This window comes from Paeniglutamicibacter sp. Y32M11 (assembly GCF_019285735.1).
Lineage (GTDB): Bacteria > Actinomycetota > Actinomycetes > Actinomycetales > Micrococcaceae > Paeniglutamicibacter.
Genome location: NZ_CP079107.1, coordinates 3,716,755 through 3,740,186, shown reverse-complemented (window position 1 = coordinate 3,740,186; position 23,432 = coordinate 3,716,755). Strand labels below are relative to the sequence as shown.

Below are 23,432 nucleotides of genomic sequence, written 5' to 3'. Positions count from 1 at the left end.
GTTTTGGAAGCTCCACTTGCAGTGGATTATTTAGAAGGCAAAAAGTGTTGCCCAAGTCACAAAATTAAACTAGAGTCTAGTTTCAGTTCCCGATATTAGACCTCGACGAATATCCCACTTAGGGGTAGATCTCGTCCGTGACGTTGGAGTAAGTCAATGCCGCTTTCCCTTACCGAAGAACACTCGGAGCTTGCTGCCGCAGTCAGCGAATTCGCGGCTCGGTATGCAGCAATTTCCGTTACCCGTGAAAACTTCGAGGCCATCGCGCTCGGCGGCCGGCCGGAGTTCTGGGCAGAATTGGTGGACAACGGACTCCACTCACTGCACATTAGCGAGGAGCGAGGGGGACAGGGTGGCACCGTGGCTGACACCGCCATCGTCGTCGAGCAATTCGCTCGAAGCCTCGTCCCCGGCCCCTTCGTTTCAACGGTCCTGGCCAGCTCGGCGGTGGCCGCCGCAGTTGACTGCAAGGCCTCGGTCCGAGGTTTGGATCTCTTCGCTGAAGGAGCGACCGGCACCCTGGTGATGCCGACGCCATCGCTCTCCGCTGTGGAAACGGCCGAAGGCTGGAAGCTCAGTGGTACCGCCGCGGTGACTTCGTTACTATCGGCCGAGTACCTTGTCATTGGATTTACCGTCGCATCGGTAACCCGATTCGCCTTGGTTCAGGCAACGGAGGAAGGCATCGAGCGTATCGCCGAAGCCTCCACCGATATCACCCGAGATGCGGGGACCTTGGCTCTGAAGGGCTTCACCGTCGAACCAGAATCGATTCTTACGGACCTGAGCCCGAGCTATGTCCAAACGTTGCAGGCCGGATTGCTCGCCGCCGAAGCAGCAGGCATCATGCGCTGGGCGGTGGAGGCCACCACTGAATACGCGAAGATGCGTGAGCAGTTTGGTGCTCCCATCGGCTCCTTCCAATCCATTAAGCACAAATGCGCAAATCTGCTCATCGCTTCCGAGCTGGCAACCGCCGCTGCCTGGTCAGCCGTCGTATCGCTGGAACAGGACGACGTCCAGCAAGCGCTGGCCGCCGGATCGGCCATTGAAGCAGCCGTTGTACCAAGCGTGGAAGCCATCACCGAGGCAGTAAGCATTTTTGGTGGTATCGGATTCACGTGGGAACACGACGCCCACCTCTACTGGCGACGTGCCATGACTCTGGGCGCACAACTCGCCCCGCTTGATGAGCGCATACAAGCTCTCGGCGCAGTTGCCGTAGCCAGTGACCGTCGCATCGACATTGAGCTTGCCGATGAGGATCCCGCATTCCGGGTGCGCATCGGGGCCCTACTTGACGAAGCGGCCACCCTAGAAAATGAGCACGAAAATGGGCGGTGGTACTCGCACGGAGCACAGCGAACATTCCTCGCGGAGAACGGCCTTGCCGCTCCCCATTGGCAGGCACCCTACGGACTTTCGGCTTCGCCCGCGGAACAAGTTGTCATTTCGCAAGAATACGCACGCAGGAATCTGACCCAGCCCTCCTCCGTTATTGGCGAATGGGCGATGCCCACAATCCTGTCCTACGGCACCGAAGCCATCAAAGAAAAATTCGCGATGCCGACGCTGCGCGGCGAACTGATCTGGTGCCAGCTTTTCTCCGAACCCGGAGCCGGCTCGGACCTAGCGGGTCTTTCCACCCGCGCCACCAAGGTCGCCGGTGGTTGGGAACTGACCGGCCAAAAAGTCTGGACCTCCGGTGCCCACGAGGCGCATTGGGGCATTTGCTTGGCCCGCACCGACACCCAAGTACCCAAACACAAGGGCTTGAGTTACTTCCTGATCGACATGAAAACCCCGGGAATCGACGTTCGGCCGCTGAAGCAACCCACGGGTGACGCCGAATTCAATGAGGTCTTCCTCGACGCGGTCTTCGTCCCCGACGATTTCCTGCTCGGTGAGCCGGGTCAGGGGTGGCGCATCACTGCCACCACACTCCAGAATGAACGGACCCAGATCTCGTCCGGCGTTTCGGTGGGCACCGAAGAGTCGCTGCGGGCCATGATTAGTGCAGACGAGCATGCTGGGACACAACAGGCGGCGCTTGGCTCACTGGGTAGGATTGCCGCCATGAGCTCGGCAATCGGTGCTTTGAACCTGCGGGAAACATTGCGCCAAGTCAACGGCATGCAACCCGGCTTCGGTTCCTCGCTTGCCAAGGTCGCTCATGCTCGACTCACCCGGGAGGCTGCTACTCACGTCTTACGCTTGGCCGGCGTCTCGGCGCTCTTGGCCAATGCCACGGCAGACGCGGTGATCGGCCAGCTCTCGGTTCCACAAGTCCTCATCGGTGGCGGAACAGTTGAAATTCAGCTCAACGTCATAGCCGAACGCATTCTTGGACTGCCGCGCGGATAGTTCAAACCGCGGCACCATCCCCCCAGAACAGCAGAGAATTCTTCCACCCGCATGTTTCACCGAAAGGACCACATTTCGTATGACAACGTTGACAAGCGAAACTGCTTCTACTCCGACTCTTGATACGGCACGACTACGTGAATTACTTGAGCCGCGTTCGGTAGCGATCATTGGCGCAAATTCCAAGTCGACCTGGTCGCACTTTACGCACAGCAACCTGCTGGACGGAGGTTTCACCGGAAACCTCTATTTAGTGAATCGCCGCGGGGAAGACTGCCACGGTCAAGCGTCGTTTGCCTCCATCGAGGATCTGCCGGAAGTTCCCGACTTGGCCATTGTGCTCACCGGCACCAATTCGCTTGAGACGATTCTGGAAGAAACTCGTGCCAAGGGCATTCGCAATCTCATTTTGTTGGCCGCGGGGTTGGGAGAAGCCGGAATTGAGGGTGAAGCGTTGCAGGCGAAACTGGTGGAACGCGCTCGTGCCGCGGATCAGCTGATTCTCGGACCCAACAACCTGGGATTTATCAATGCCCATGCGAAGGTCGCTGCCTTCAGCCACATGACCCGCATGCCGCTCATCACCGGCGGCGTCGGCATTGCCAGCCAGTCCGGTGCACTGGCCATCTACCTGCTTCCTTACATGGCATCACGTGGTGTGGGCTTTTCCACCGCCGTGACGGTGGGCAACGAGGCCATGATTTCGGCGATCGATGTGATGGGGCTGCTGGTGGACGACGAAAATACCAAGGTCATTGCCGCCTATCTTGAGCAGATCTCGAATCCCGCACAATTCCTCGCCGTCGTGGAACGAGCTCGTGCCGTCGGCAAACCTGTAGTCATCTTCAAGGCTGGACGCGGCGAGGCCTCGGCCCGCGTGGCTGCAGCCCATACCGGTTCCCTAGTCGGGGACGATAACGTCATCGATGCCGCCTGCAAGCAGTTCGGTGTTATCCGGGTGGAGAACATTGAGGACCTGGTGGCAACCGCAGGAATCATTGAATCGTATGGCGCGTTGCCGGGTAATCGCATGGGCGTGGTGACCGGATCCGGTGCCATGTGCGCCCTGGTGGCCGACAAAGCCGAACAAGTGGGTCTTCAACTGCCGTCACCCTCGGAAAGCACCATCCGCGGACTGCACGATGCTGGTCTGCCTTCCTTCTCCACCGTGAATAACCCGATGGACACCACCGGTTACATTTCTGTGGACCCCACGATCCTGACCAAGGCCAACCAGTGCTTTATCGATGACCCCAACTACGACTTCGTGGTGGTCAACGGCTCTTGGCCGGCCAACCAGGTGATGGCTGACATGGGCAAACCTACACAAGACGAGCTACTTCGCCAGCTCACCGCTTCGTCCAAGCCCGTGATCGCCATGAGCTTCTTGCCCACGGAGGTAACGGAATTCGGCCGCCAGTTTGCCATCGATCATGGCTTCCCCCACGCCTCCGATTCCTTTGATAGGGGCATTCCCGCTGTGGCACGAAGTGCCTGGTGGGGCAGGCGAACCGCGGAGCTAGCCGCTGACGCCAAAGTCCCAGCGGCACCACACCTCTCCAAGCCCGAGGGCGCCGAGAGCTGGACCGAGATTGAAACCGGGAATTTTCTGCGTGAACACGGTGCACCGTATGTTCCTGCCGTCATTGCGACCTCGGCCGCCACTGCCGTGGCAGCGGCGGAGGACATGGGATATCCGGTGGTGCTTAAAGTGGCCTCGGAAGACATTGCGCACAAGACCGAAGTTGGTGGGGTGCGGCTGATGCTTCGCGACGCCGTGGCCGTTGCCGAGGCGTACGATTTCATCCGTACTTCGGTGGCCAGCCTGGCACCGCTTGCAAACGTTCAGGGAATTGCAGTTTCCCCGATGCGTCCGGCGGGAAATGAGCTACTGGTGGGAATCGTTCGCGATCCGCAGTGGGGACTGGTGCTGGCAGTGGGCTTTGGCGGAGTCATGGTCGAAATTCTCAAGGACTCGGCGCTGCGACTGCTCCCGGTGGGTCCCGCAGAAATTCGCCGCATGCTCGAATCTCTCAAGGGCATTGACCTACTCACCGGCTTCCGTGGTTCCGAGGCCACGGACCTGGATGAACTGGCCTCGGTCATTTTCAGAATCTCTCAGATAGCCGTTGGCCTGGGGGATCAGCTCGAAGAGCTGGAGATTAACCCGCTGAGGGTTGCCGGCAATCAGATCGAAGCACTTGATGCTTTGATCCGCTGGAAGGCCTGATCATGAGGCAATTCAATGACCAAACGCCGAATTCGCCAGTGGTAGCGTTGGAGAATCACTTGACGATCAAGCAGGAGGCGAACGATGGCCGGACAACTCTCTGGCGAATTACTCGAGCTTCCCGCCTATCAACTGGTGCGGCGGCAACGAATCTTGGATGCAGCCAAGTCGCTTTTGCGGAAAAACGACTACGAATCAATTCAGATTCGCGACGTCGCGGCCGAGGCGAATGTGGCACTCGGAACGCTGTATCGGTACTTCGCTTCGAAGGAACAGGTCTATGCCAACGTGGTGTACGACTGGGCAGTTCCCCTCGCCGAGGCCGACCAGAAATGGGCCCAAGGGATCGGAACCACCGAGAGAGTTGCTCGACGGCTACGCATGGCACTGGCCGCGTTCGAACGGCAGCCGAACTTCTACAAGGTGATCTTCGTACTGCGTTCGACCTCCGATCCGAACATCACGGTCATCATGCAGCGCCTCGGTGTGGTGTTGGAAGCTCCAATTCGAGCGGATCTTTCCCTGCTGGACGCGGAGGAGGCGGGCGACATTACAGCGATGGTCTGGTGTGTCCTGATGGATTTGGTCGCCAGACTGGCGGCCGGGGACAAGACCATGGAGGAAGCCGTCCGCATCGGAGACAGGTTTGTGAGCATGGTTGGACTGCGCCTAGCGCAGCTGGAGCAGTCCAACTCTTAGCAACACGTGCGCAGGTGCTCCGATGAGCGCCCACGAGCTCGATCACCTGGCCATCGCCGTTGATTCGTGGAGTGCAGCAGGAGAAGTCCTGCACCGTGAATTCGGCGCGCGCTGGGCCAGCGGTTTCATCATGGACGTCTTCAGCCCCTGCCAGCTCTCACTCGCCGATGACATGCGAGTTGAGCTTCTTGAGCCGGGAATCGCTGAGCATTCTTTCGTTCGCCGCTTTCTCGACGAAAATGCCGGCAACGCGGCACCCCACCACATCACCTTTAAGGTTCATGACATTCATGGTGCAATCGAGGTGGCTCGCGAGGCCGGCATCGAGCCCATCCTGGTGAACTTGAAGCATCCACAATGGCAGGAAGCATTCCTCCACCCCCGGGACACCGGGCTGGGGTTCCTGGCCCAAATCGTTCATGCACCGCACAGCGTCGAGGAGCTCTCAGAACAGAACGGCCAATTCGGGCAGGCCTGCCCGTGGCCACAAGCGGTATCCGAACCCTCGAACTTCGCGATCATTTATGGTCAGGTCACTGACCTAGCCAAGGCAAGCGACGTTTTGCTCAGTGTCCTGGGTGCCACGACCTTCGAGATGCCGGGGACAAAGAACACAAAGGGCTTCCGCTGGAACGAGGGCGCCGAACTGGTGCTCAGCGAGGTCTCGGAGGTCTCTGGGCCATCCGGAATTCAAGGAATTGGAATGCTCCCTCCCGGGCACAAGAGTCTTTCAAAGCACTATCCGGAGGGCCTTGTTCAACTCCTGGAAGCGGGGCAATGGCAAGAAGAACTCGGTCTGCGGATAGCTTCCCTGTCGCCACCTGTTGATCTCGCACACAACTAGTACGTCCACAAAGCAAGAAAACTAACGCCCCCACGGTTTTTCGCGCCCAAAAACGGGTCCATGGGGCATGAAACACGACAACTCAGAAGGAGAACACCATGGGACTTCGAGGAGAAGCCGCAATCCTTGGCTATTTCGAATTGCCACCGCAGCGCAAGCTCGCCCGCGAGAAGACGTTTAATCTCGAACAGTGGGCTCGCCTCTCCAAGGCCGCTCTCGACGATGCCGGCCTGAATGCCACCGATGTGAACGGCATTGTTACCCCGCTGATAGGCGAGGCGGACATGTTCGTCCCCTCCACCATCACCGAATACCTGGGCATTGATGCGAACTTCGCCGAAATCGTTGACCTCGGTGGCGCTGGATCCGCGGCGGCTATCTGGCGTGCTGCAGCGGCGGTTGAACTGGGTCTGTGCGACGCGGTGCTGGTGACGTTCCCCGGCACCCACGATGTTCCAACCCACGAACGCCGCCCCTTTGAGATGAACGACAAGATGTACTTTGGCGCCTCATCCAACGCCTATGGATCACCGCAGGCCGAATTCGAGATCCCGTACGGTAATCTCGGTCAAAACGGCCCCTACGGTCAGGTCGCCAAGCGCTACGGCTACGAGTTCGGCTACGACGAGCGGGCCATGGCCAAAATCGCCGTTGACCAACGCACCAACGCGTGTGCCACACCGGATGCCATCTTCCATGGTCAGCCGATCACCATCGAAGATGTCCTAGCCTCGCCGATGATCGCCGATCCCTTGCACATGCTTGAAATCGTCATGCCTTGCCAGGGCGGTGCAGCGGTGGTCATCGGCAACAAAAAGATGGCGGAGAAGTCCAAGAATCGTCCGGTCTGGATCAAGGGGTTCGGCGAACGAGTTCCCTACAAGACTCCGACCTACGCGAAGGACCTCATGTACTCGCCGATGGTCCACGCCGCGGATCAGGCCTTCACCATGGCCGGGATCGAGCGCAAAGACGTCGATATGGTTTCGATCTACGACTGCTACTCCATCACCGTATTGATGAGCCTCGAGGATGCTGGCTTTGCCGAAAAAGGCAAGGGCATGCAGTTCGTGAATGAACACGACCTGACCTACCGCGGGGATTTCCCGATGAACACCGCCGGCGGACAGCTTTCCTTCGGGCAGGCCGGAGTCGCCGGAGGCATGCACCACGTCATTGACGGTGCCCGGCAGATCATGGGCCGTGCCGGTGAAGCCCAAGTCAACGACTGCAACAGGGCCTTCGTTACGGGTAACGGCGGCATCATGAGCGAACAAACAGCACTGATTCTCGAAGGCGAATAGGAGAACTTGACCATGAGCACCTCATACACCCCACCGGTCCTGAGTCGACCGATGCCGGTTCCCACGCCGCTGACCAAACCGTTCTGGGATGCGCTGGCGGAACACAAGATCCGGATCCAGTATTCGCCGTCGCTGGGTGAATACATCTTCTACCCGCGGCCACTGGCCCCGGGTACTCTGGCCGATGATTTGGAATGGCGTGAAATTTCGGGCGCCGGAACGCTGTATACCTACACCATCGCCACCCGGCCGCCATCGCCGCACTTCGCCAACGAGGGCACCCTGATCCTCGCCGTGGTCCAGTGGGAGGAAGGCCCGAAGTTTTCCACCGAGCTGGTCAACATTGAACTCGACGACGTGCAGGTGGGCATGCGTCTCAAGCCTGTCTTCTGCGAATATCCCGAAGCCGGGATCACCATGCTGCGCTACGAACCGGAGAACTGAAATGTCCGTCATCACCGAACAAGGGCTTCCGCCGGTCACTCTGCGCATCGGAGCCGAGTCCCGCGCAAGAGGGGCCGGTGTTCACGAACACGTGAATCCGGCCACCGGCCAGGTTGATGCGTTAATTCCGCTGGCCGGTCCCGATGAAGTTGATGAGGCGGTGAAGATAGCGCACGCGGCCTTCGCTGTGTGGCGTTCGACCCCCGCGACCGAACGGTCCAAGGCGTTGCTGAAATTGGCCGACCTGGTCGAGGAGCACTCGGGGGAGTTCGTGGCCCTGGGCGCAGCAGACAACGGGCTGGCCAGCGCCACCGGCCAGGCAACCGTCACTGCCGCGGCGCAGTGGATCCGCTACTACGGCGGCTGGGCGGACAAACTTCCGTTGGGCCGCATCACCTCGGTGGTGGGAGCCGGCGGTAATTTCGGCCATACGCTGCGCCAGCCCTACGGGGTGATTGGTGCCATCATCACCTGGAACGCTCCGTTGATGTCCCTGGCGATGAAGGTACCTGCCGCACTGGCAGCGGGCAACTCGATGGTGGTGAAGCCCAGCGAGCTCACCCCGTTCTCTTCCATGCTTTTTGCCGATCTGGTCCGTGAGGCGGGAATCCCCGATGGGGTCTTCAACGTAATCCCTGGTGGCCCCGATGCTGGCGCAGCACTGGTGGAGCATCCGTTGGTGAAGAAAGTGAGCTTCACCGGTGGCCCGGATACCGCACGAAAGATCACTGCCGCTTGCGCCAAGACCTTTAAGCCGGTGCTGCTCGAATTGGGCGGCAAATCGGCCAACTTGGTATTCGCCGATGCCGACCTGGATGCCGCCGCGATGCACTCGACATTCATGTCCTTCGGAATCATGAGTGGCCAGGCCTGTGCACTTCCGACCCGGCTCCTGGTCGAGGATTCGATCTATGACGAATTTGTTGCAAAGATCGGAGCGATTGCCTCATCGTTCAAAGTCGGGAACCCACTGGAGCCCGACACCATTTGTGGTCCGGTCATCAATCAGGCGGCGGTGGACCGTATCGAATCGATGGTGGCACGTGCCCAAGAACAAGGAGCACGTTTAGTCACCGGCGGCGCCCGTCTCGGTGGTGAGCTGGCGGAGGGCTTCTACTATCCGCCCACCGTGCTGGCCGACGTCGACCCGGCCAGCGAACTGGCTCAGAAGGAAGTCTTTGGCCCGGTCTTGGCGATCATGCGTTTCACCGATGAGACAGAAGCCATTGCGTTGGCTAACAACACCGACTACGGGCTCTCCGGATACATCTGGACCTCCGATTCCCGCCGTTCCATCCGGCTTGTTGAGGCGCTAGAAACCGGTGAGGTTGTTGTCAACGGGGCACCAAATGCCGTGGCCGAACGCCCCTTTGGTGGCATCGGACTTTCGGGCAACGGAAACGAGGGTGGACTCGAAGGACTAGAGGAGTTCTTCTGGACTAAATCCGTTGCCTACGGAAATGGGCAGTGAAAAACCAAGCCCATTAGCTTTTCCCCTTGAGTCTGAGGGTTGTGTCAAAACTCCGTGGGGTGCGTGCGGTTCCCGCGCGCCCCGGGGAGTGACGAGCGGGCTCAATCGCAGCAGTGCTGCCGATCCGCTCAAAGGATAGTTTGCCCCACAGCCGCCCGACATCATCGTCCTGCGGCGTTACATTCTTTTCCGCCGCACACGAAAGGCACGACAATGATGTCCACACTCGCAGGCCGCAAGGTTCCAAAAAAAGGAACGCTTCGGCGCCCGGGGTTTGCCACGATCGTCTCCGTTCTCATCTTGGCCGAGATTGTCTCGGCCTTTGAACTCTCCATGATGTACGTAACCCTGCCAACCCTGATCAAGGACTTTCAGGTTGATGCAAATACCGTTGCCTGGGTGGTGACCGCCTACCTGCTGGTCTCCGCCTCCGCAGGAGTCATGGGCGGACGCTTCGGCGACATGTACGGACGGCGAAAGGTACTCATCATCGTCCTGGTGATTGCCGGGGCCGGTTCGCTGGTTTCTCTGATCGGGGGAACACTCGGGATGATCATTCTGGGCCGAGCCATTCAGGGCGTCGCCGGTGCTGTGATGGGTCTGGCCTTCGGTCTGGCTCGTGAACATTTGGATGAAGAGCGGATTCCGGTCGGTGTTTCCATGATCGGTGCCTCGGCACTGATCGCTGGAGCCGGTGGAGCTTTCATCGCTGGGTTCATGATCGATGTTTACTCGTGGCACGGCATCTTTGCCTTCGCTGCAGTTCTTGCCATCGTGGCAGCGATCGCCGTCGCCATTTTCATTCCCCGTGACAATGTCACCGTCACCAAGGAAAAGCCAGACTATCTTGGCTCGCTGTTACTACCCATCGCCGTCAGCGCTATCCTTCTGGGACTTTCAAGCAGCTCCAAGAGCGGTTTCGCTTCCATTCAATTCATCGGTCTTATGGGTCTTGGCCTGGGTGTTGCCGTCATCTGGGCATGGTGGGAGCTGCGTGTCGAGTCCCCGATCGTCAACTTGCGCATGTTCAAGAACCGGCAGATTGCTTTGGTCATGACAGCAACGATTTTGGCCGCTATCGGCCCGATTGGTGGGATGGCAGTTCCTTCGCAGATGGTGCTGCAATACCCGACAGTCGTGGGATTCGGACTGGGATTCACCGCCACGTCCGCCGGCATCCTGAGCTGCGTCACCGCACTGTTGGGGTACTTCTTTGCTCCCTTGGGCGGCAGATTGGCTCACCGTTTTGGTGCGCGATCGGTGTTTATTTCCGGCCTGGTGTTGATGACATTGGTACTGCCGATCATCATGCTCACTTACGGGAATGTGGTGATGTTTGTTGCAGCTATGAGCTTGAACGGTATCGGTATCTCCCTGACCTACGGGGCGCTTCCGAACGTGCTGATTGAGGCCGTGCCGCAGAGCCATACCTCGGAGACTGCCGGCACCAACACGATGGTGCGCAACGTTGGTCAGTCCACGGCCACCGCCATTGGTGCCTATATCTTGGCCAGTCACCAGGACCCAGTAACGACAGTGGTGTCGCAGGGCGGCATTAACATGGCCTTCGGCTTTGTCATGGTCTTCGCGGCACTCTCAGTCATCGTCGCGCTGATGCTAAAGCGTAATCCGGTGCCATGGGTTCCAGAGACGCCTGAGGACAAGGCCACGCGACGCGGAACAAGAATCGATGCAGCGGTGTAGCTCAAGAACGCTGGGGTCCGACTGAAGCAGGACGTTTCTGCGCATCTCGGGGAGGGTATGGTGTGCTCGATTTCCACGATCGCACCCTGCCCTCCCTGCCGTTTTCGCCTCCTCTGCTGCAGCGCACAACCTCGTCAATGGAGAGTGAGGGTGAGGATTTTGACGTTTGAGCCCTAATCCATGGACAAGAACTAGAATCTGGTTATAGTATTGATTCAACAAGTGACCTGCGCCACGTATTGGTGCGTGAGGAAGATGCATCGGGCGGCGCCCGCGAGAAGGGACAAAACATGACTATTCACGTACAGAATGTCGGGAAGAAAACCGAAGGAAGCCCATTTTCTTGGGATTCGAAGGACTCATTGCTCTACGCGTTGAGCGTGGGGGCTGGTGTGCCCGATCCAGCCCGTAATCTCTCGTTCACCACAGAAAACTCACGCGGAGTCCAGCAGCAGGTGCTACCGACATTTGCCGTGGTTCTAGGAGGAAGCAGCGGATCGATGGATAAGCTGGGCGATTTCAAATTGTCGCAGATCCTCCACGGGGGGCAATCGGTCACGCTGCACCAGTCGCTGCAGACCTCAGGAACAGTCATTCCCATCAGCAGTATGAGTGCAGTGTATGACAAGGGTAAAAACGCGATTATTGAGATGAGTACCGAACTGCTGGATGCTCAAACGCGCGCGTTGGTGGCCGTCAGTGTTACGTCAATGATCATCCGCGGTGAAGGTGGATTTGGTGGCGAATCGGGTCCTTCCGATTCATGGAAACTTCCTGACAGCGCGGCAGACGTAATTATTAGCCAATCCACTTCTCCGGATCAAGCCCTGCTGTACCGCCTGAACGGCGATCGAAACCCGCTGCATTCGGATCCGGAATTGGCCCGAATGGTTGGTTTCGATCGGCCGATCCTGCACGGTCTGTGCACCATGGGGTTTGTTGGTAGGGCTGTCATGGAGACTGTTCCTGGCTCGGAACCGGATGCCTTTGGATCGCTCGGTGTCCGCTTTGCTTCCCCTGTCGTACCGGGAGACGAGCTGACTACCAGCATCTGGCTCACCGCGGAGGGCGCCATTTTCCAGACCCGAGTGGGCGACCACGTAGTCCTTGACCGCGGAACCTATACGCACCGAGCCGCTGCAGGAAAGAACCCTGTAGTCACCCTCGAAGCGGCAACCGTCTAAATCGCTAGCAGCACGAAAGGATTACCCATGAAAATTGCAGTGCTTATTAAGCAGGTGCCAGACACCGAAGAAGATCGTCACCTGGCATCCAATGGAGCGGTCGACCGCGCCGCCAGCGATCGTGTGGCGGACGAAATTACCGAACGAGCCCTCGAAGTAGCGCTTAAAAAGAAAGACGCCGACAAGAATGTGGAGATTGTCGCCGTGACCATGGGTCCGGCAACTTCTACCGAAGCGTTGCGCAAGGCCCTATCCTTGGGTGCCGATTCGGCTATCCACATCCAAGATGAAGAATTGGTCGGTTCCGACGCACTCACTACGGCTCGTGCCCTGGCCCAAGCGCTGAGACATGCAGCTTTCGATGTTGTTATCGCCGGAAATGAATCAACCGACGGTCGAGGCGGCGTGGTACCGGCCATGGTCGCCGAATTCCTGGGTCTTCCATTCCTTGGCCCCCTGAACTCCGTTGAGCTCAACGGGGGAAATGTTGTCGGCGAACGCCAAAACGCGGAAGGTACCCAGACCTTATCCGCCGCGCTTCCCGCGGTGCTCGCCATCACCGAACGAACGGGCGAAGCACGCTTCCCCAAGTTCAAGGGAATCATGACGGCCAAACGAAAGCCGATAGCTGTTCACTCCGCCGCTGCTCTTGGACTTGACGGGCTTAACCACTCCGCTGGCAATTCGGTGCTAAGCGCCGCCCAGCGTCCCGCCCGTTCAGCAGGCACCAAAATCGTTGACGAAGGAAACGCAGCAGCACAGCTCGCCGACTACCTCAGCGCTGAAAACCTGATCTGAAAGGAATGCACACCATGACCGATATTCTTGTAAATATAGAACTGGCAGCAAACGGAAAACCACGTTCCAATACTGGCCATCTAGTGAAATTGGCTTTGGGGTTGGGGCGTCCTGTCGCCGTCGTGGCCGCCGCACCGGGAGATCATACGGAGCTCATCGCAGCGCTCAGTGGGTTGGGCGCCGGTCAGATCTTTATCGGAGAAACCGCCGCTGCTGAGGATCGAGTTGCGGCAGGTTCCGTGGCGGTGTTGTCTGAGGCCATGGGTAGCTACGGGCCCACAGCAGTGCTCGGCTCCAACAGTGCCGATGCCCGCGAGATCCTGGGCCGTCTTGCGGCACGTACGGGCAATCCGCTTATTCTCGAGGCGTTGGATCTGGAAAATGCCGATGAAAAAATTATTGCCACGCATTCGGTCTTTGGGGGAAACTACAACACCAAATCCACCGTCGGTGCTGGGATTGCTTTGGTTACGGTCGCATCCAGTGGTTCCGAAGCCCCGGAATTGGTCACTGCACCGACCGTGGAGGTCCGGGTCGTGGAGGTGAACACCTCAGGCGAGGCTCTTATTGAGACAACTCATCCTGCCGCCAGCAACTCGGCTCGCCCCGAGCTACGCTCGGCAAAGATTGTTGTCTCTGGCGGGCGGGGGCTTGGCTCCAAGGAGAACTTTGCCCTTGTTGAAGAGCTGGCAGACATCCTGGGCGCCGGGCTGGGTGCTTCTCGTGCGGCGGTTGACGCGGGATACGTGCCGCAAAGCCACCAAGTGGGACAAACCGGCGTGAGTGTATCTCCCGATCTATACATCGCGGTGGGTATCTCCGGTGCCATTCAGCACCGTGCTGGCATGCAGACCGCGAAGCGCATAGTTGCCATCAACCAGGATGAAGACGCCCCGATCTTCGGTGTAGCCGACTTCGGTATCGTGGGAGACCTCTTCACGATCCTTCCGCAGCTCAAAAACGCCATTGCAGAACGCAATAGCGTTGGCGTCGGCGCCTAGGGAACCCCGAAATGTCATTGTTGACCACGACTCAGGAACCGCCGCCAAAGTCTAAATCCAAGTGGGTAGGGACGGCAGCTCGAATTTTTATTGCCGTTGTGGTGCTGGCGGTGGTGATCCTGGTGGCAATGTGGGCCAGGGGGTTGGGGCCGGTACAGGAATTCTTGGCGCAGTATCCGGGGCACAGCGAACTGCCGCACAACGCTCCGGTAGGGATACCTGCTTGGCTGGGGTGGCAACATTTCCTGAACGCATTTTTCATCGTTCTGATCATCCGTTCGGGTTGGCAGGTTCGTACCACGGCTCGTCCCAAAGCCTATTGGACCAGAAAAAACACGGGAATCTTCAAGACGCGGAGCAAACCCAGCAAAATCAGTTTGGAGTTATGGTTCCATCTGAGCATGGATATGTTGTGGTTGCTCAACGGCCTGATTTTCATCGTGATGCTCTTTGTCAGTGGCGGTTGGATGCGCATCGTCCCCACCAGTTGGGATGTCTTCCCGAACGCGCTCAGCGCCGCGCTGCAATATGCCTCGCTGAACTGGCCGGTGGAAAACGGGTGGGTTAACTACAACGCACTGCAGGTCCTTGCCTACTTCACCATCGTCTTCATCGCGGCTCCGTTGGCAGCCATCACCGGTGTGCGGATGAGTCCGGCATGGCCCAAGGGCAATGCGGCCCTGGACAAGATCTATCCGATGGAAGCGGCACGGAAGATCCATTTCCCCGTCATGATCTTCTTCACCGCATTTGTCATCATGCACGTGGCCCTGGTGCTGTGCACAGGCGCCCTGAAAAACCTTAACCACATGTTTGCTTCCCGCGAAGACGCAGGATGGCTGGGCTTCGGGATCTTTGCCCTATCTGTAGCGGTTATGGTCGGGTCTTATTTCCTGGCCAAACCGATCTTCCTGCGCCCGATCGCCGGTTTGATGGGGAAGATTTCCAAATAGCTGGTTAATACATGGTCGCATTGGCCCAACTAGCGAGTCTTGTCTCTTCGGGGCAGGCTCGCTAGTTGGGTTCTGGCAAGTCCCTCTATGCCAGGGCGGGTGGCTAATCAGCGTGCTCTGGGAGCGGCTCGGTGATGTCCGAATGCCGTAGCTGCGAGCTCGATCTCGTCTGACCGGGTCTTCTGCCCCGCGAGGGTTATATAGCGGATGTTCAAGCGACTCGAAAAATTAGGCTTGGGGTGCCGCCAAGTTCACGCAATTTATGCCGACATGTCATGCTGTCCCCGATTTTCAGCGTCTCACCGCTGTTGATTCAAACGAGGTCCTACGTCGCGGGAATCCTCATGGCGAGCTGGTTGCCTTCTCGTTGGGTGTGAAAATTGGACACCAGCACCGTGGTCGCGTTGAATCCGCATCAACTCAACTTTAATGCTTGAAGATTAAACTAAATCGTGTATCGTTGAGTGAGAACCGCAAGCGTTCACAACCTCTCCAATGCCGAAGGAAATGATCCTCGAATGACCACCACACTGCGCGACGTACGCTCGACCGGCTGGATAACCAACGGCGTTCCCGACGCAGTCGTGCTTTTCCTCCACGGGTTCGGTTCGAACGAGCAAGACCTCAGTGGCCTGGCTCCGGCACTCGGTCTTGACCTTCCCTGGGCATCGCTGCGCGCACCACTGGAACTTGGCAACGGCGGGGCCGCGTGGTTTGAGATCACCACACCTGGTGCTCCGGATGCGGCCCCGGTCGAGGAAGCCACGGCGGCCATTTGGGCTTGGATCGAGGAAAATGTCGATCCGGCCACGCGCATCATTCCCGTTGGCTTCTCTCAGGGCGGGCTCATGGCCAGCCAGCTGCTGCGCACCCGCCCCGAGCGGGTTATCGCCCTGGTGATCCTGGGCGGATTTGTTCTCGGCGCAAGTCAGCCGGGCGACGAATCCCTGCGCGAAAAACTTCCCGCGGTATTCTGGGGCCGTGGTGCGGTAGACCGGGTCATTGCTCCGGTCGCGATCACCCGCACCGCCGAATTTTTGCCGCCCCACTCCACGCTCATCGAGAAGATCTACCCGGGACTGGCCCACGGCATCAACGCCGCAGAACTCGACGACGTGCGCGATTTCATCACCGCTCAGCTTGGCGCCGAGGTGTCGGTCGGCGCATGAGTGCCGCCAATCCGTTCGAGATCGGCATCTTTACCTTCGGCGAGCTGACCCGCAACGCCGAGGGTCAACCGATGGACCCCGCAACGCGTATGCGCGACATCCTCGAATGGGCACGGGTTGCCGACGAAGCCGGTCTGGACGTTTTTGGCGTGGGGGAGCACCACCGCGAGGATTTCGCTGTGTCCTCCCCTCCGGTCGTTCTTGCAGCCGCTGCCGCACAGACGACGAACATCCGGCTGACCAGCACGGTCACAGTGCTCTCGAGTGCCGACCCGGTCCGCGTCTTCGAGGACTTCGCGACGCTGGATCTGATCAGTGGGGGCCGGGCCGAGATCACCGCCGGACGCGGTGCCTACCTAGAATCCTTCCCACTTTTCGGGCAGGATTTGCAGCGTTACGACGAGTACTTCGATGACCGGCTGGAGCTGCTGCTGAAGATCCGCGATGAAAACCCCGTCACGTTCAGCGGCACCACCCGCGCGCCACTGAATGACGCAGGAGTCTTCCCACGCCCGGTCCAGGAATCATTGCCAATCTGGGCCGCCGTCGGCGGAACGCCCGCTTCCGCAGTGCGCGCCGGCAAATTAGGAATGCCGCTCTACCTGGCCATCCTCGGGGACCCGCCGCGCTTCGCACCGCTGGCCGAACTCTATCGTCGCTCTGCTGCGGCGGCTGGCTGGGAACCCGCACAAATCGGGGTGACATCGCACTTCTACGTCGAGGAAACCTCGCAGGGAGCAAAGAACACGTTCTTCCCGCATTACAGCTCCTATATCGGGCAGAACATGCCGCGTGCCGGCCGGCTGGACCGGCCCGCCTTCGACGCGTGGGCCTCACCGCGCGGTGCCTTGTTCGCAGGTAGCCCGGTGGAAATCGTGGAGAAGATCCTCTGGGAGCACGAAATTCTCGGCCACACCCGCTTCCTTGCCCAGGTGGGCTTGGGCGGTTTGTCGCAGGCACAAACACTGCGCTCGATCGAGTTGCTGGCCACCGAGGTGCTGCCCGCGGTCCGCGCGGCGCTGCAGAACTAGCGGCACTTAGAATGTGGCTGGCTCGTGGAGTCCAGCCACGTTCCGCGCCGTCACTCCACGCGCGAAGAACCCAGCTCATCGGGGATGATCTCCGGTGCTGCCTCAACCGCCTTGCGCGATCCGGGCATGAAGAACAGGCTGCCAGCGGCGAGGAAGCAGAGCATTGCCGCGGTAATCCACGCGATCAGGTAGCTACCGGAGATATCGCGGCCGATTCCCGCAGTCAGTGCGCCAACTCCGGCTCCGACCATGTGGAATGCGAAGACCCAGCCAAAGACCACCGAGGCTCGCACCGGACCGAAGTATTCTCGGCATAGCACCACCGTGGGCGGGACGGTTGCCACCCAATCCAGACCATAGAAAAGAACGAAAATCCACAACACCGGTTCCACTGTGGGGCCGAGCAACGAGTGGACGGTCAGCAGCGAGATCCCGCGCAGACCGTAGTAGAAGACCAGCAGCAACCACGGTCGGATCCGGTCGGTCAGCCAGCCGGAGGCAATGGTGCCGATGATGTCAAAGACACCGATAAGGGCCAACAGCCCCGAAGCAGTGGTCGCAGGCATCCCGTGGTCATGGGCAGCGGGAATGAAATGCGTTTGGATCAAGCCGTTGGTTGACCAACCGCAGATCCAGAACGTGAACGCCAAGATCCAGAAGGCTCGGAACCTCATGGCATGGCGAAGCACCCCGAGGGTCTCGGCCATGGCGCCGCCAGTTGGCCGCTGTTTTGCCGCGGGTAGCTGCTCAACCGTCGTGTCGGTCGCCCCATAAGCGGTGGTCTTGGCCTCGGCGGGACTATTGGCAAAGGGCCAGAACAACAGAGGCACGATTAGCAGCGCAAATCCTGCCACCAAAAGCGAGGCAATACGCCAGCCATGGTGACCACTGAGCTGGACAATGGTGGGAAGGAAGATCAATTGTCCGCAGGCATTGGCCGCGGAGAAGATTCCCATCACCAGACCACGTCGATGTACGAACCAGCGGTTCGCCACCACGGCACCAAAGACTAGGGCAATGGTGCCGGTTCCAATACCCACCAGGCCGCCCCAGAGCAGCCATAGCTGCCAGATCTGGGTAATGAAGATGGCCAGGCCGGCTCCCGCCGAGACGAGGACCAGCGCCGTTGCCGCAACAAAACGAGCGGAGAAGCGCTCCAGTAGGGTCGCGGCAAAGGGTGCTACCAGGCCGTAGACCACTAAGTTGATGGTCACCGCAGTGGAAAGCTGCGAGCGGGTCCAGCCGAATTCGGTTTCCAGCGGTTCAAAAAACGCGCCGGTGGTGGAACGGAAGGCAGCCGCCGCCACGAGGGCAAGCACCGTCACCGCGGCCACGAGCCAGGCCCGGTGAATACGAAGAATTTTGCCCCGAGTGTTGGCCGGTGGCGAAGCCAGTGTCATGAGCTCGGCTTTCTTACAAGGTGGAGAGACATTCCACGGTTACATATCTAGGAACGGTTGATCGAAGTGTGTCACGCGGTTGTAGCGGATTCGCAGCCTCGTCCTATCTGTTGAAGCAGGGCCCGAAAACACCGTAAGACAGAAGGGAACTGAAGGTTTACCACCGAATTGACTCTAAACTTGCCGCTCAAATCGTATGGCAAGCCTAGAGGGAATCCGGCGAAATATGCTTGCTTGTTCTTGCCCATCTGACGGTATGAACAGTAGAAATCCCCAGTCATGACCCATCGGGAGCGAGAATATTGCTTGGAAACCTCCGCCTGCAATCCATGGTCCCCGCATGTGCTCGCCGCGCAATGAAAAACTCACGTCAGTGTGGTTTTAACGTCGCATAACCTTCATGAAGGCGCATCACACGCCGCTCATCTCGCTCTCATGGCCGCTTGCCGCATGTGATGCCGCTCACCCATTGACCGGCGCGGTCCCCTCGGCAAACGTGGGTCTTGCACTCGCACTGCACAAGACCAGAAGAGGGTAAAACCATGGAAATTACACGTGACTTGGGCGAAGCCGCAAAGACGCCGCTGCGCCGTCGCACATTCCTGGGTGGTGTCGCAGCTCTGGGCGCTGCGGGTATCGCCGGCACCGGCGTCGTCGCCGGAACTGCCGGCGCGAACCCCGCCGCGGCCGCGACGATGATCCCGGAAGCCGACAAGGACGCGCTCGACCTGCTCCAGCGCATGCTCCGCTTTGACACGCAGAACTTCGGGAAGGGCGCTGACACCCGGCCGCATGCCGAGATGCTCAAGGCCGTGTGGGAGAACGCGGGCGTTGCCGCGGAAATCATCGACACCCCGCAGCCAAACAACGTCCACCTGATTGCGCGCATCCCCGGAACTGGAACCGAGAAGCCACTGCTGATCCTGGGTCATTCAGACGTCGTTCCGGTGGAACGCGAGAACTGGACCGTGGACCCGTTCTCCGGCGAGGTGCGCGACGGTGAGGTCTACGGGCGTGGGGCCCTGGATATGAAGGGCGCCAACTCGGCGACCATCAGCGCCCTGTTGCGGCACCTCTCCGAGGGCGCCACCTTCGATAGGGACATCATCGTGCTCACCGACTGCGACGAGGAAGCCGGGTCCTTCGGCTCGAAGTGGCTGGCCACCAACCACTGGGACAAGCTGGATGCCGGCATGGTGTTGACCGAAGGCGGCTGGTTCCTGGCACAAAAGGACAAGACCACCCCGATGCTCATCACCGCGACCCGACAGGACAAGGTCTACTTCAACCTGGATTTGACCGCTGCCGGGACCGCCACCCACTCTTCGAAGCCCAACCCCGACTCGGCCATCGTGGCGCTCTCCCGTGCCGTGGCCGAGCTTGGCGACTGGCAAGCACCGGTGCACCTCACCGAGGTGACCCGCGAGTACTTCTCCGCGCTGGCCAAGGCCTCGGTGGATGCAGGGTTTAGGCGTGCGGTTCAGCTGCTGCTTTCGGCCCGCAGCCAGAACGCCCGCGAGCGCGCAGCCCGCGTCATGGTGTCCAAGTCCAGCTACCCCTGGCTGCACAGTGCCCTGCTGCGCACCACTCATGCCTTCGTGATCGAGGACGCGGGCTACAAGGAGAACGTCATTCCGTCCTCGGCTCACGTGCGCATCAACTGCCGGGCGATTCCCGGAGGGCAGAAGCCGCGCGAATTCCTAGCCCAGGTGCGCAAGATGATGGCCGAACGCGACGTCGAGGTTGCCCTGGCTGTTGCCGAGGGAGTCAGTGAGGAAGAGACGCTGGCCGAGCTCGACAAGACCTGGGCCACCCCGCCGGCCGATATCAACACCCCGCTGTTCAAAGCCTTGAGTGGTGCCGCGGAGGAAACCTATCCGGATGCGACATTTGCTCCCGCGCTCTTCGAGGCCGGCACGTCCCTGGCGCCGTGGCGCGAGCGCGGCATTCCCGGCTATGGCGTCTACCCGTACGTGCTGGACAACGACCAGCTCATTGGGATGCATGGAAACGACGAGCGGATCTACGTCGAGGCGCTGCGTCAGGGCAGCGACTACATGTACAAGGTGTTCTCCAGATTCCGTAACTGACGCTGCACCCCGGCATAAGGGCTGGGATCGGAGTCCCGATCCCAGCCCTTGTGTCGATGCTTGTGGTTACGGCGCCTGAACCGGCTCCGCATCGCCGATGTGGCCCTCTGCGTTGGCGTCCAGGACGCGGGCGACGAAGGCACCGAATTCGCTCATGTAGTGGCCGAGGAAATCCGCGGTCCCGCTGTCGGACACATTGCCCTCGGCGTCAAAGATCTCGGGCTTGAAGGCGATGTAACCCTCGGGGGAGTTCAGCTGTGGGGCGTCCAAGAAGCTGAGCACGCTGCGCATGGAGGATTGCATGACCGCGGTGCCGATGGCTCCGGGGGAAGCCCCGATGATGCCGGTGGGCTTACGAGCAAAGGAGTTGGTGCCCCAGGGCCGTGACCCCCAGTCGATGGCGTTTTTCAGGGCGCCGGGGATGGAGCGGTTGTATTCGGGGGAGATGATCAGCAAACCGTCCGAAGCCTCGACGGCCGTCTTGAACGCCGTGCCCTCTGGAGGGTAGCTGGCGTCAAAATCGTAGTTGTACAACGGGAGATCCTTGATGGAGATCTCGGTGAATTGAAGGTTGTCCGGAGCCAGCTTGATCAACGCCTGGGAGAGGGTGCGGTTGATGGATCCGGTGGACAGTGAACCGACGATGTAACCAATGTTGTAGTTAGTCATGGGGACATTCCAACATGGGGGCCACGGCATCGTCCATAGCTACTGGCCCAGTATCAGGTGAAAGCGCTTGCCTGCTGCATGTGTACCTTTCCCGGACGCTAGTGCCATAAGATTTGGCGGCATTCAACGATTAGCGGAATCGAATGGCCGCCGTCCGCTGTCCGACCCTTGGATCAAATGCTCCGGGACCCGTCCGCGGAGCACAAGCAGGAATCCTTCACCGCGTCTCAAGTCGCCCGGAACCAAGCTTCTGGTGCCAGCGTCGCCACACCCCTGCCGCCGCGCCGTTGAGTTCCAAGGTCCGCAGCGCCACGCCAACGGAATCACGGAGACCGCCCTTTCTGGAGAAAATCCGTCCGGCGGCTCCAACCCGCAGCTTCCTATCGAATCTTGTGATCGCGCCGGGTTCGAGTTTGCAGGTGAACTCCAAGTCATCATGAAGATTCAGGTTCCCCAAATCCAGTTGTTCGCTCACCGCCGGCCAGATTTCGCGGCGGAACGCCATATTGGACCCCCAGAGCGGCACACGGGCGACGGCTCCGCCGATACCCAGGAAATATGCCGAAGCATAGAAGAACGAGGCCATCACACTGATGAGGCTAGGCAGATCATAGAAACGACCGGGACCTGTCAACGCATCCAGTTCGCCGCTACGCGTGAAATGTTCGTCGATCCGGCGCAGCCAGTCGCTCGGCGGCCGTGTATCGGCGTCGCAACGGATGATGAGATCGCCCGTCGCCGCCTCGTAGCCTGCAGCGGCAGCCGCCATGATTCCGGGTAGCGGTTGGTGGATCACTCTTGCGCCCGCGGCCTGGGCCCAGAACACGGAATCGTCGGTTGATCCGTTGTCGACGACGATGATTTCGTCCGGTGTCTTTGATTGCCGGGCCAGCAGGTCGAGGAGTACTCGCAGATGCTGAGCATCGTTGAGTACTGGGACCACCACGCTGAGTGTACTCATGATGCCCTGCTGCAACGGGACGAGCCGTGGAACCAGAATGCGGCGATTAGCGACCCCAGGGAGCCAGCGACCAAATCCCCGAGCGTGTCTTCATAACCGACTCCGACGTCCGGGTTGATGAAGGTGTGGCCAGCCCATTCGCCGATTTCCCAAAGCACGGCGAGCAGGACTCCCAATCCCGTCACGGCCACCAGGATTCCTGCTGCCTGGCGCCGGGTTGAGGCACCCGGCAACATCGCATGATGGATCAGCATGTTGGCGAGCGTCTTGGTCAAAACCGCGAGCATCAGTAAGTGGACTACCAGATCCAACCATTCGACTACCTTGTAGGTGCCCAGCACGCTGAATGCCCCACCGAGAAGCAACACGATCTGGCCCGCGAGATCCTCACTCCGGGTCCGGGAGTAGTAGCGCAATGCCCACGTCCCGCCGGACACCAGCAGCATCGTCAGTGCCGAGAGCGGACCCGAAACGATCCACGCCGCGGGAATGGCCAACAGGGCAACCAACCGCAAGGCATCTCCGAGGTGTGGAACGAAGACTTGCTCGTACGCGCTCGCCGGTTCCTTGACGCGCAGCAGACAAACCCTCGGGTTAGTGGCAGCGGGCAACCTACTCACAATGGTTCCTCCGTTGGACTGGCCTCGTGATGGCGTTGCCCGTGAGTTCGGCGATCTTCCTTCATTTGCGCCTCAAAGAGGTGACGGCGACCCTCGACGAGCTGTTGGCGAATCTCTTCTTCCAGAGTCTTGAAATCTTTGTAGTACCCATCGTCGTATTCCTCCATGACCTGGAAGGTCCATCGTCCTTCCAAGACATTGCGCCCCACCATGGTGTCCTGCAGTTTGCGGGCGATATCGTCGTACCCTGCTTCCTTGAACATGTCCACGGCTTCGCCCAGCGCCAGGTCTGCCCTGCCTGTCAGACGATGAAACCGATACAGACTTCCACGGGCATCTTCCACGACTTCGAGGGCTTCGGAGAGTTTTCCCAATGCATCGATGGTTTCCGTCGACGTGTTCGGTGGCGGCAGATGCCCGGAACTTGGATTTTCACGATTCTGACTCATTGAAGGTCCCTTCTCCGATGGTTTCGCTACGTGGCGAGCTTAAACCA

The 23,432-nt window shown here is 59.6% G+C and carries 20 protein-coding genes; 15 read left to right on the top strand and 5 right to left on the bottom strand.

The genetic code is table 11. The annotated features are described in order from the left end of the window. Positions 1 to 156 precede the first annotated feature (156 nt). The 14 genes from KUF55_RS16605 (at position 157) to KUF55_RS16540 (ending at position 17,196) form a co-directional block, all read left to right on the top strand. The gene (locus tag KUF55_RS16605) at positions 157 to 2,364 is read left to right on the top strand and encodes an acyl-CoA dehydrogenase (protein ID WP_132360227.1); all 2,208 of its coding nucleotides are present in this window, start codon (positions 157 to 159) and stop codon (positions 2,362 to 2,364) included. Positions 2,365 to 2,443: 79 nt separating this feature from the next. Then, positions 2,444 to 4,594: an acetate--CoA ligase family protein gene (locus KUF55_RS16600; protein ID WP_218817348.1), complete on the top strand. Its 2,151-nt coding sequence runs from the start codon at positions 2,444 to 2,446 to the stop codon at positions 4,592 to 4,594. 84 nt (positions 4,595 to 4,678) lie between these two features. Then, the gene (locus tag KUF55_RS16595) at positions 4,679 to 5,293 is read left to right on the top strand and encodes a TetR/AcrR family transcriptional regulator (RefSeq protein WP_132360223.1); all 615 of its coding nucleotides are present in this window, start codon (positions 4,679 to 4,681) and stop codon (positions 5,291 to 5,293) included. Between the two features lie 22 nt (positions 5,294 to 5,315). Continuing rightward, positions 5,316 to 6,137 (top strand): VOC family protein, encoded by an 822-nt coding sequence (locus KUF55_RS16590; protein ID WP_218817347.1) that lies wholly within the window; start codon positions 5,316 to 5,318, stop codon positions 6,135 to 6,137. Between the two features lie 98 nt (positions 6,138 to 6,235). Continuing rightward, entirely contained in the window at positions 6,236 to 7,441 is a 1,206-nt protein-coding gene (locus KUF55_RS16585; RefSeq protein ID WP_218817346.1) for a thiolase family protein, read from the top strand. 12 nt (positions 7,442 to 7,453) lie between these two features. Continuing rightward, positions 7,454 to 7,885 carry a Zn-ribbon domain-containing OB-fold protein gene (locus tag KUF55_RS16580; protein ID WP_132360217.1) on the top strand — a complete coding sequence of 144 codons (432 nt, stop codon included), beginning with the start codon at positions 7,454 to 7,456 and terminating at the stop codon, positions 7,883 to 7,885. A 1-nt stretch (position 7,886) separates the two neighbouring features. Further along, positions 7,887 to 9,356 (top strand): aldehyde dehydrogenase, encoded by a 1,470-nt coding sequence (locus KUF55_RS16575; protein WP_218817345.1) that lies wholly within the window; start codon positions 7,887 to 7,889, stop codon positions 9,354 to 9,356. A 213-nt stretch (positions 9,357 to 9,569) separates the two neighbouring features. Next, positions 9,570 to 11,060 carry an MFS transporter gene (locus tag KUF55_RS16570; protein WP_218817344.1) on the top strand — a complete coding sequence of 497 codons (1,491 nt, stop codon included), beginning with the start codon at positions 9,570 to 9,572 and terminating at the stop codon, positions 11,058 to 11,060. Positions 11,061 to 11,350: 290 nt separating this feature from the next. Beyond that, positions 11,351 to 12,244: a MaoC family dehydratase gene (locus KUF55_RS16565; RefSeq protein ID WP_218817343.1), complete on the top strand. Its 894-nt coding sequence runs from the start codon at positions 11,351 to 11,353 to the stop codon at positions 12,242 to 12,244. Positions 12,245 to 12,271: 27 nt separating this feature from the next. Next, on the top strand, positions 12,272 to 13,042 hold the full coding sequence (locus KUF55_RS16560; protein WP_218817342.1) for an electron transfer flavoprotein subunit beta/FixA family protein: 771 nt from the start codon (positions 12,272 to 12,274) through the stop codon (positions 13,040 to 13,042). A 14-nt stretch (positions 13,043 to 13,056) separates the two neighbouring features. Next, on the top strand, positions 13,057 to 14,043 hold the full coding sequence (locus KUF55_RS16555; protein ID WP_255557126.1) for an electron transfer flavoprotein subunit alpha/FixB family protein: 987 nt from the start codon (positions 13,057 to 13,059) through the stop codon (positions 14,041 to 14,043). Positions 14,044 to 14,054: 11 nt separating this feature from the next. Beyond that, positions 14,055 to 14,996: a cytochrome b/b6 domain-containing protein gene (locus KUF55_RS16550; RefSeq protein ID WP_218817340.1), complete on the top strand. Its 942-nt coding sequence runs from the start codon at positions 14,055 to 14,057 to the stop codon at positions 14,994 to 14,996. Between the two features lie 518 nt (positions 14,997 to 15,514). Beyond that, on the top strand, positions 15,515 to 16,165 hold the full coding sequence (locus KUF55_RS16545; protein WP_218817339.1) for an alpha/beta hydrolase: 651 nt from the start codon (positions 15,515 to 15,517) through the stop codon (positions 16,163 to 16,165). Continuing rightward, the gene (locus KUF55_RS16540; protein ID WP_218817338.1) at positions 16,162 to 17,196 is read left to right on the top strand and encodes an LLM class flavin-dependent oxidoreductase; all 1,035 of its coding nucleotides are present in this window, start codon (positions 16,162 to 16,164) and stop codon (positions 17,194 to 17,196) included. The genes KUF55_RS16545 and KUF55_RS16540 overlap by 4 nt, the downstream gene beginning before the upstream one ends. Before the next feature lie 50 nt (positions 17,197 to 17,246). On the opposite strand, the gene KUF55_RS16535 is transcribed toward KUF55_RS16540, so the two are convergent. Then, entirely contained in the window at positions 17,247 to 18,596 is a 1,350-nt protein-coding gene (locus KUF55_RS16535) for an MFS transporter (protein ID WP_218817337.1), read from the bottom strand. Between the two features lie 542 nt (positions 18,597 to 19,138). Between KUF55_RS16535 and KUF55_RS16530 the strand changes: the two genes are divergently transcribed. Further along, the gene (locus KUF55_RS16530; protein ID WP_218817336.1) at positions 19,139 to 20,686 is read left to right on the top strand and encodes a M20/M25/M40 family metallo-hydrolase; all 1,548 of its coding nucleotides are present in this window, start codon (positions 19,139 to 19,141) and stop codon (positions 20,684 to 20,686) included. 66 nt (positions 20,687 to 20,752) lie between these two features. Here the strand turns inward: KUF55_RS16530 and KUF55_RS16525 are convergent, their stop codons facing one another. The 4 genes from KUF55_RS16525 to KUF55_RS16510 all read right to left on the bottom strand — a co-directional run bounded on the left by KUF55_RS16525 (position 20,753) and on the right by KUF55_RS16510 (position 23,385). After that, on the bottom strand, positions 20,753 to 21,355 hold the full coding sequence (locus KUF55_RS16525; protein WP_132360198.1) for an NADPH-dependent FMN reductase: 603 nt from the start codon (positions 21,353 to 21,355) through the stop codon (positions 20,753 to 20,755). Positions 21,356 to 21,572: 217 nt separating this feature from the next. Then, positions 21,573 to 22,331, bottom strand: a complete 759-nt coding sequence (locus KUF55_RS16520) for a glycosyltransferase family 2 protein (protein ID WP_218817335.1) — start codon at positions 22,329 to 22,331, stop codon at positions 21,573 to 21,575. Further along, complete coding sequence (locus KUF55_RS16515; RefSeq protein WP_218817334.1) at positions 22,313 to 22,936, bottom strand: hypothetical protein; 624 nt, start codon at positions 22,934 to 22,936, stop codon at positions 22,313 to 22,315. The genes KUF55_RS16520 and KUF55_RS16515 overlap by 19 nt, the downstream gene beginning before the upstream one ends. Continuing rightward, positions 22,933 to 23,385, bottom strand: coding sequence for a hypothetical protein (locus tag KUF55_RS16510; RefSeq protein ID WP_255557125.1), 453 nt, complete (start codon positions 23,383 to 23,385; stop codon positions 22,933 to 22,935). The genes KUF55_RS16515 and KUF55_RS16510 overlap by 4 nt, the downstream gene beginning before the upstream one ends. Positions 23,386 to 23,432: the final 47 nt, after the last annotated feature.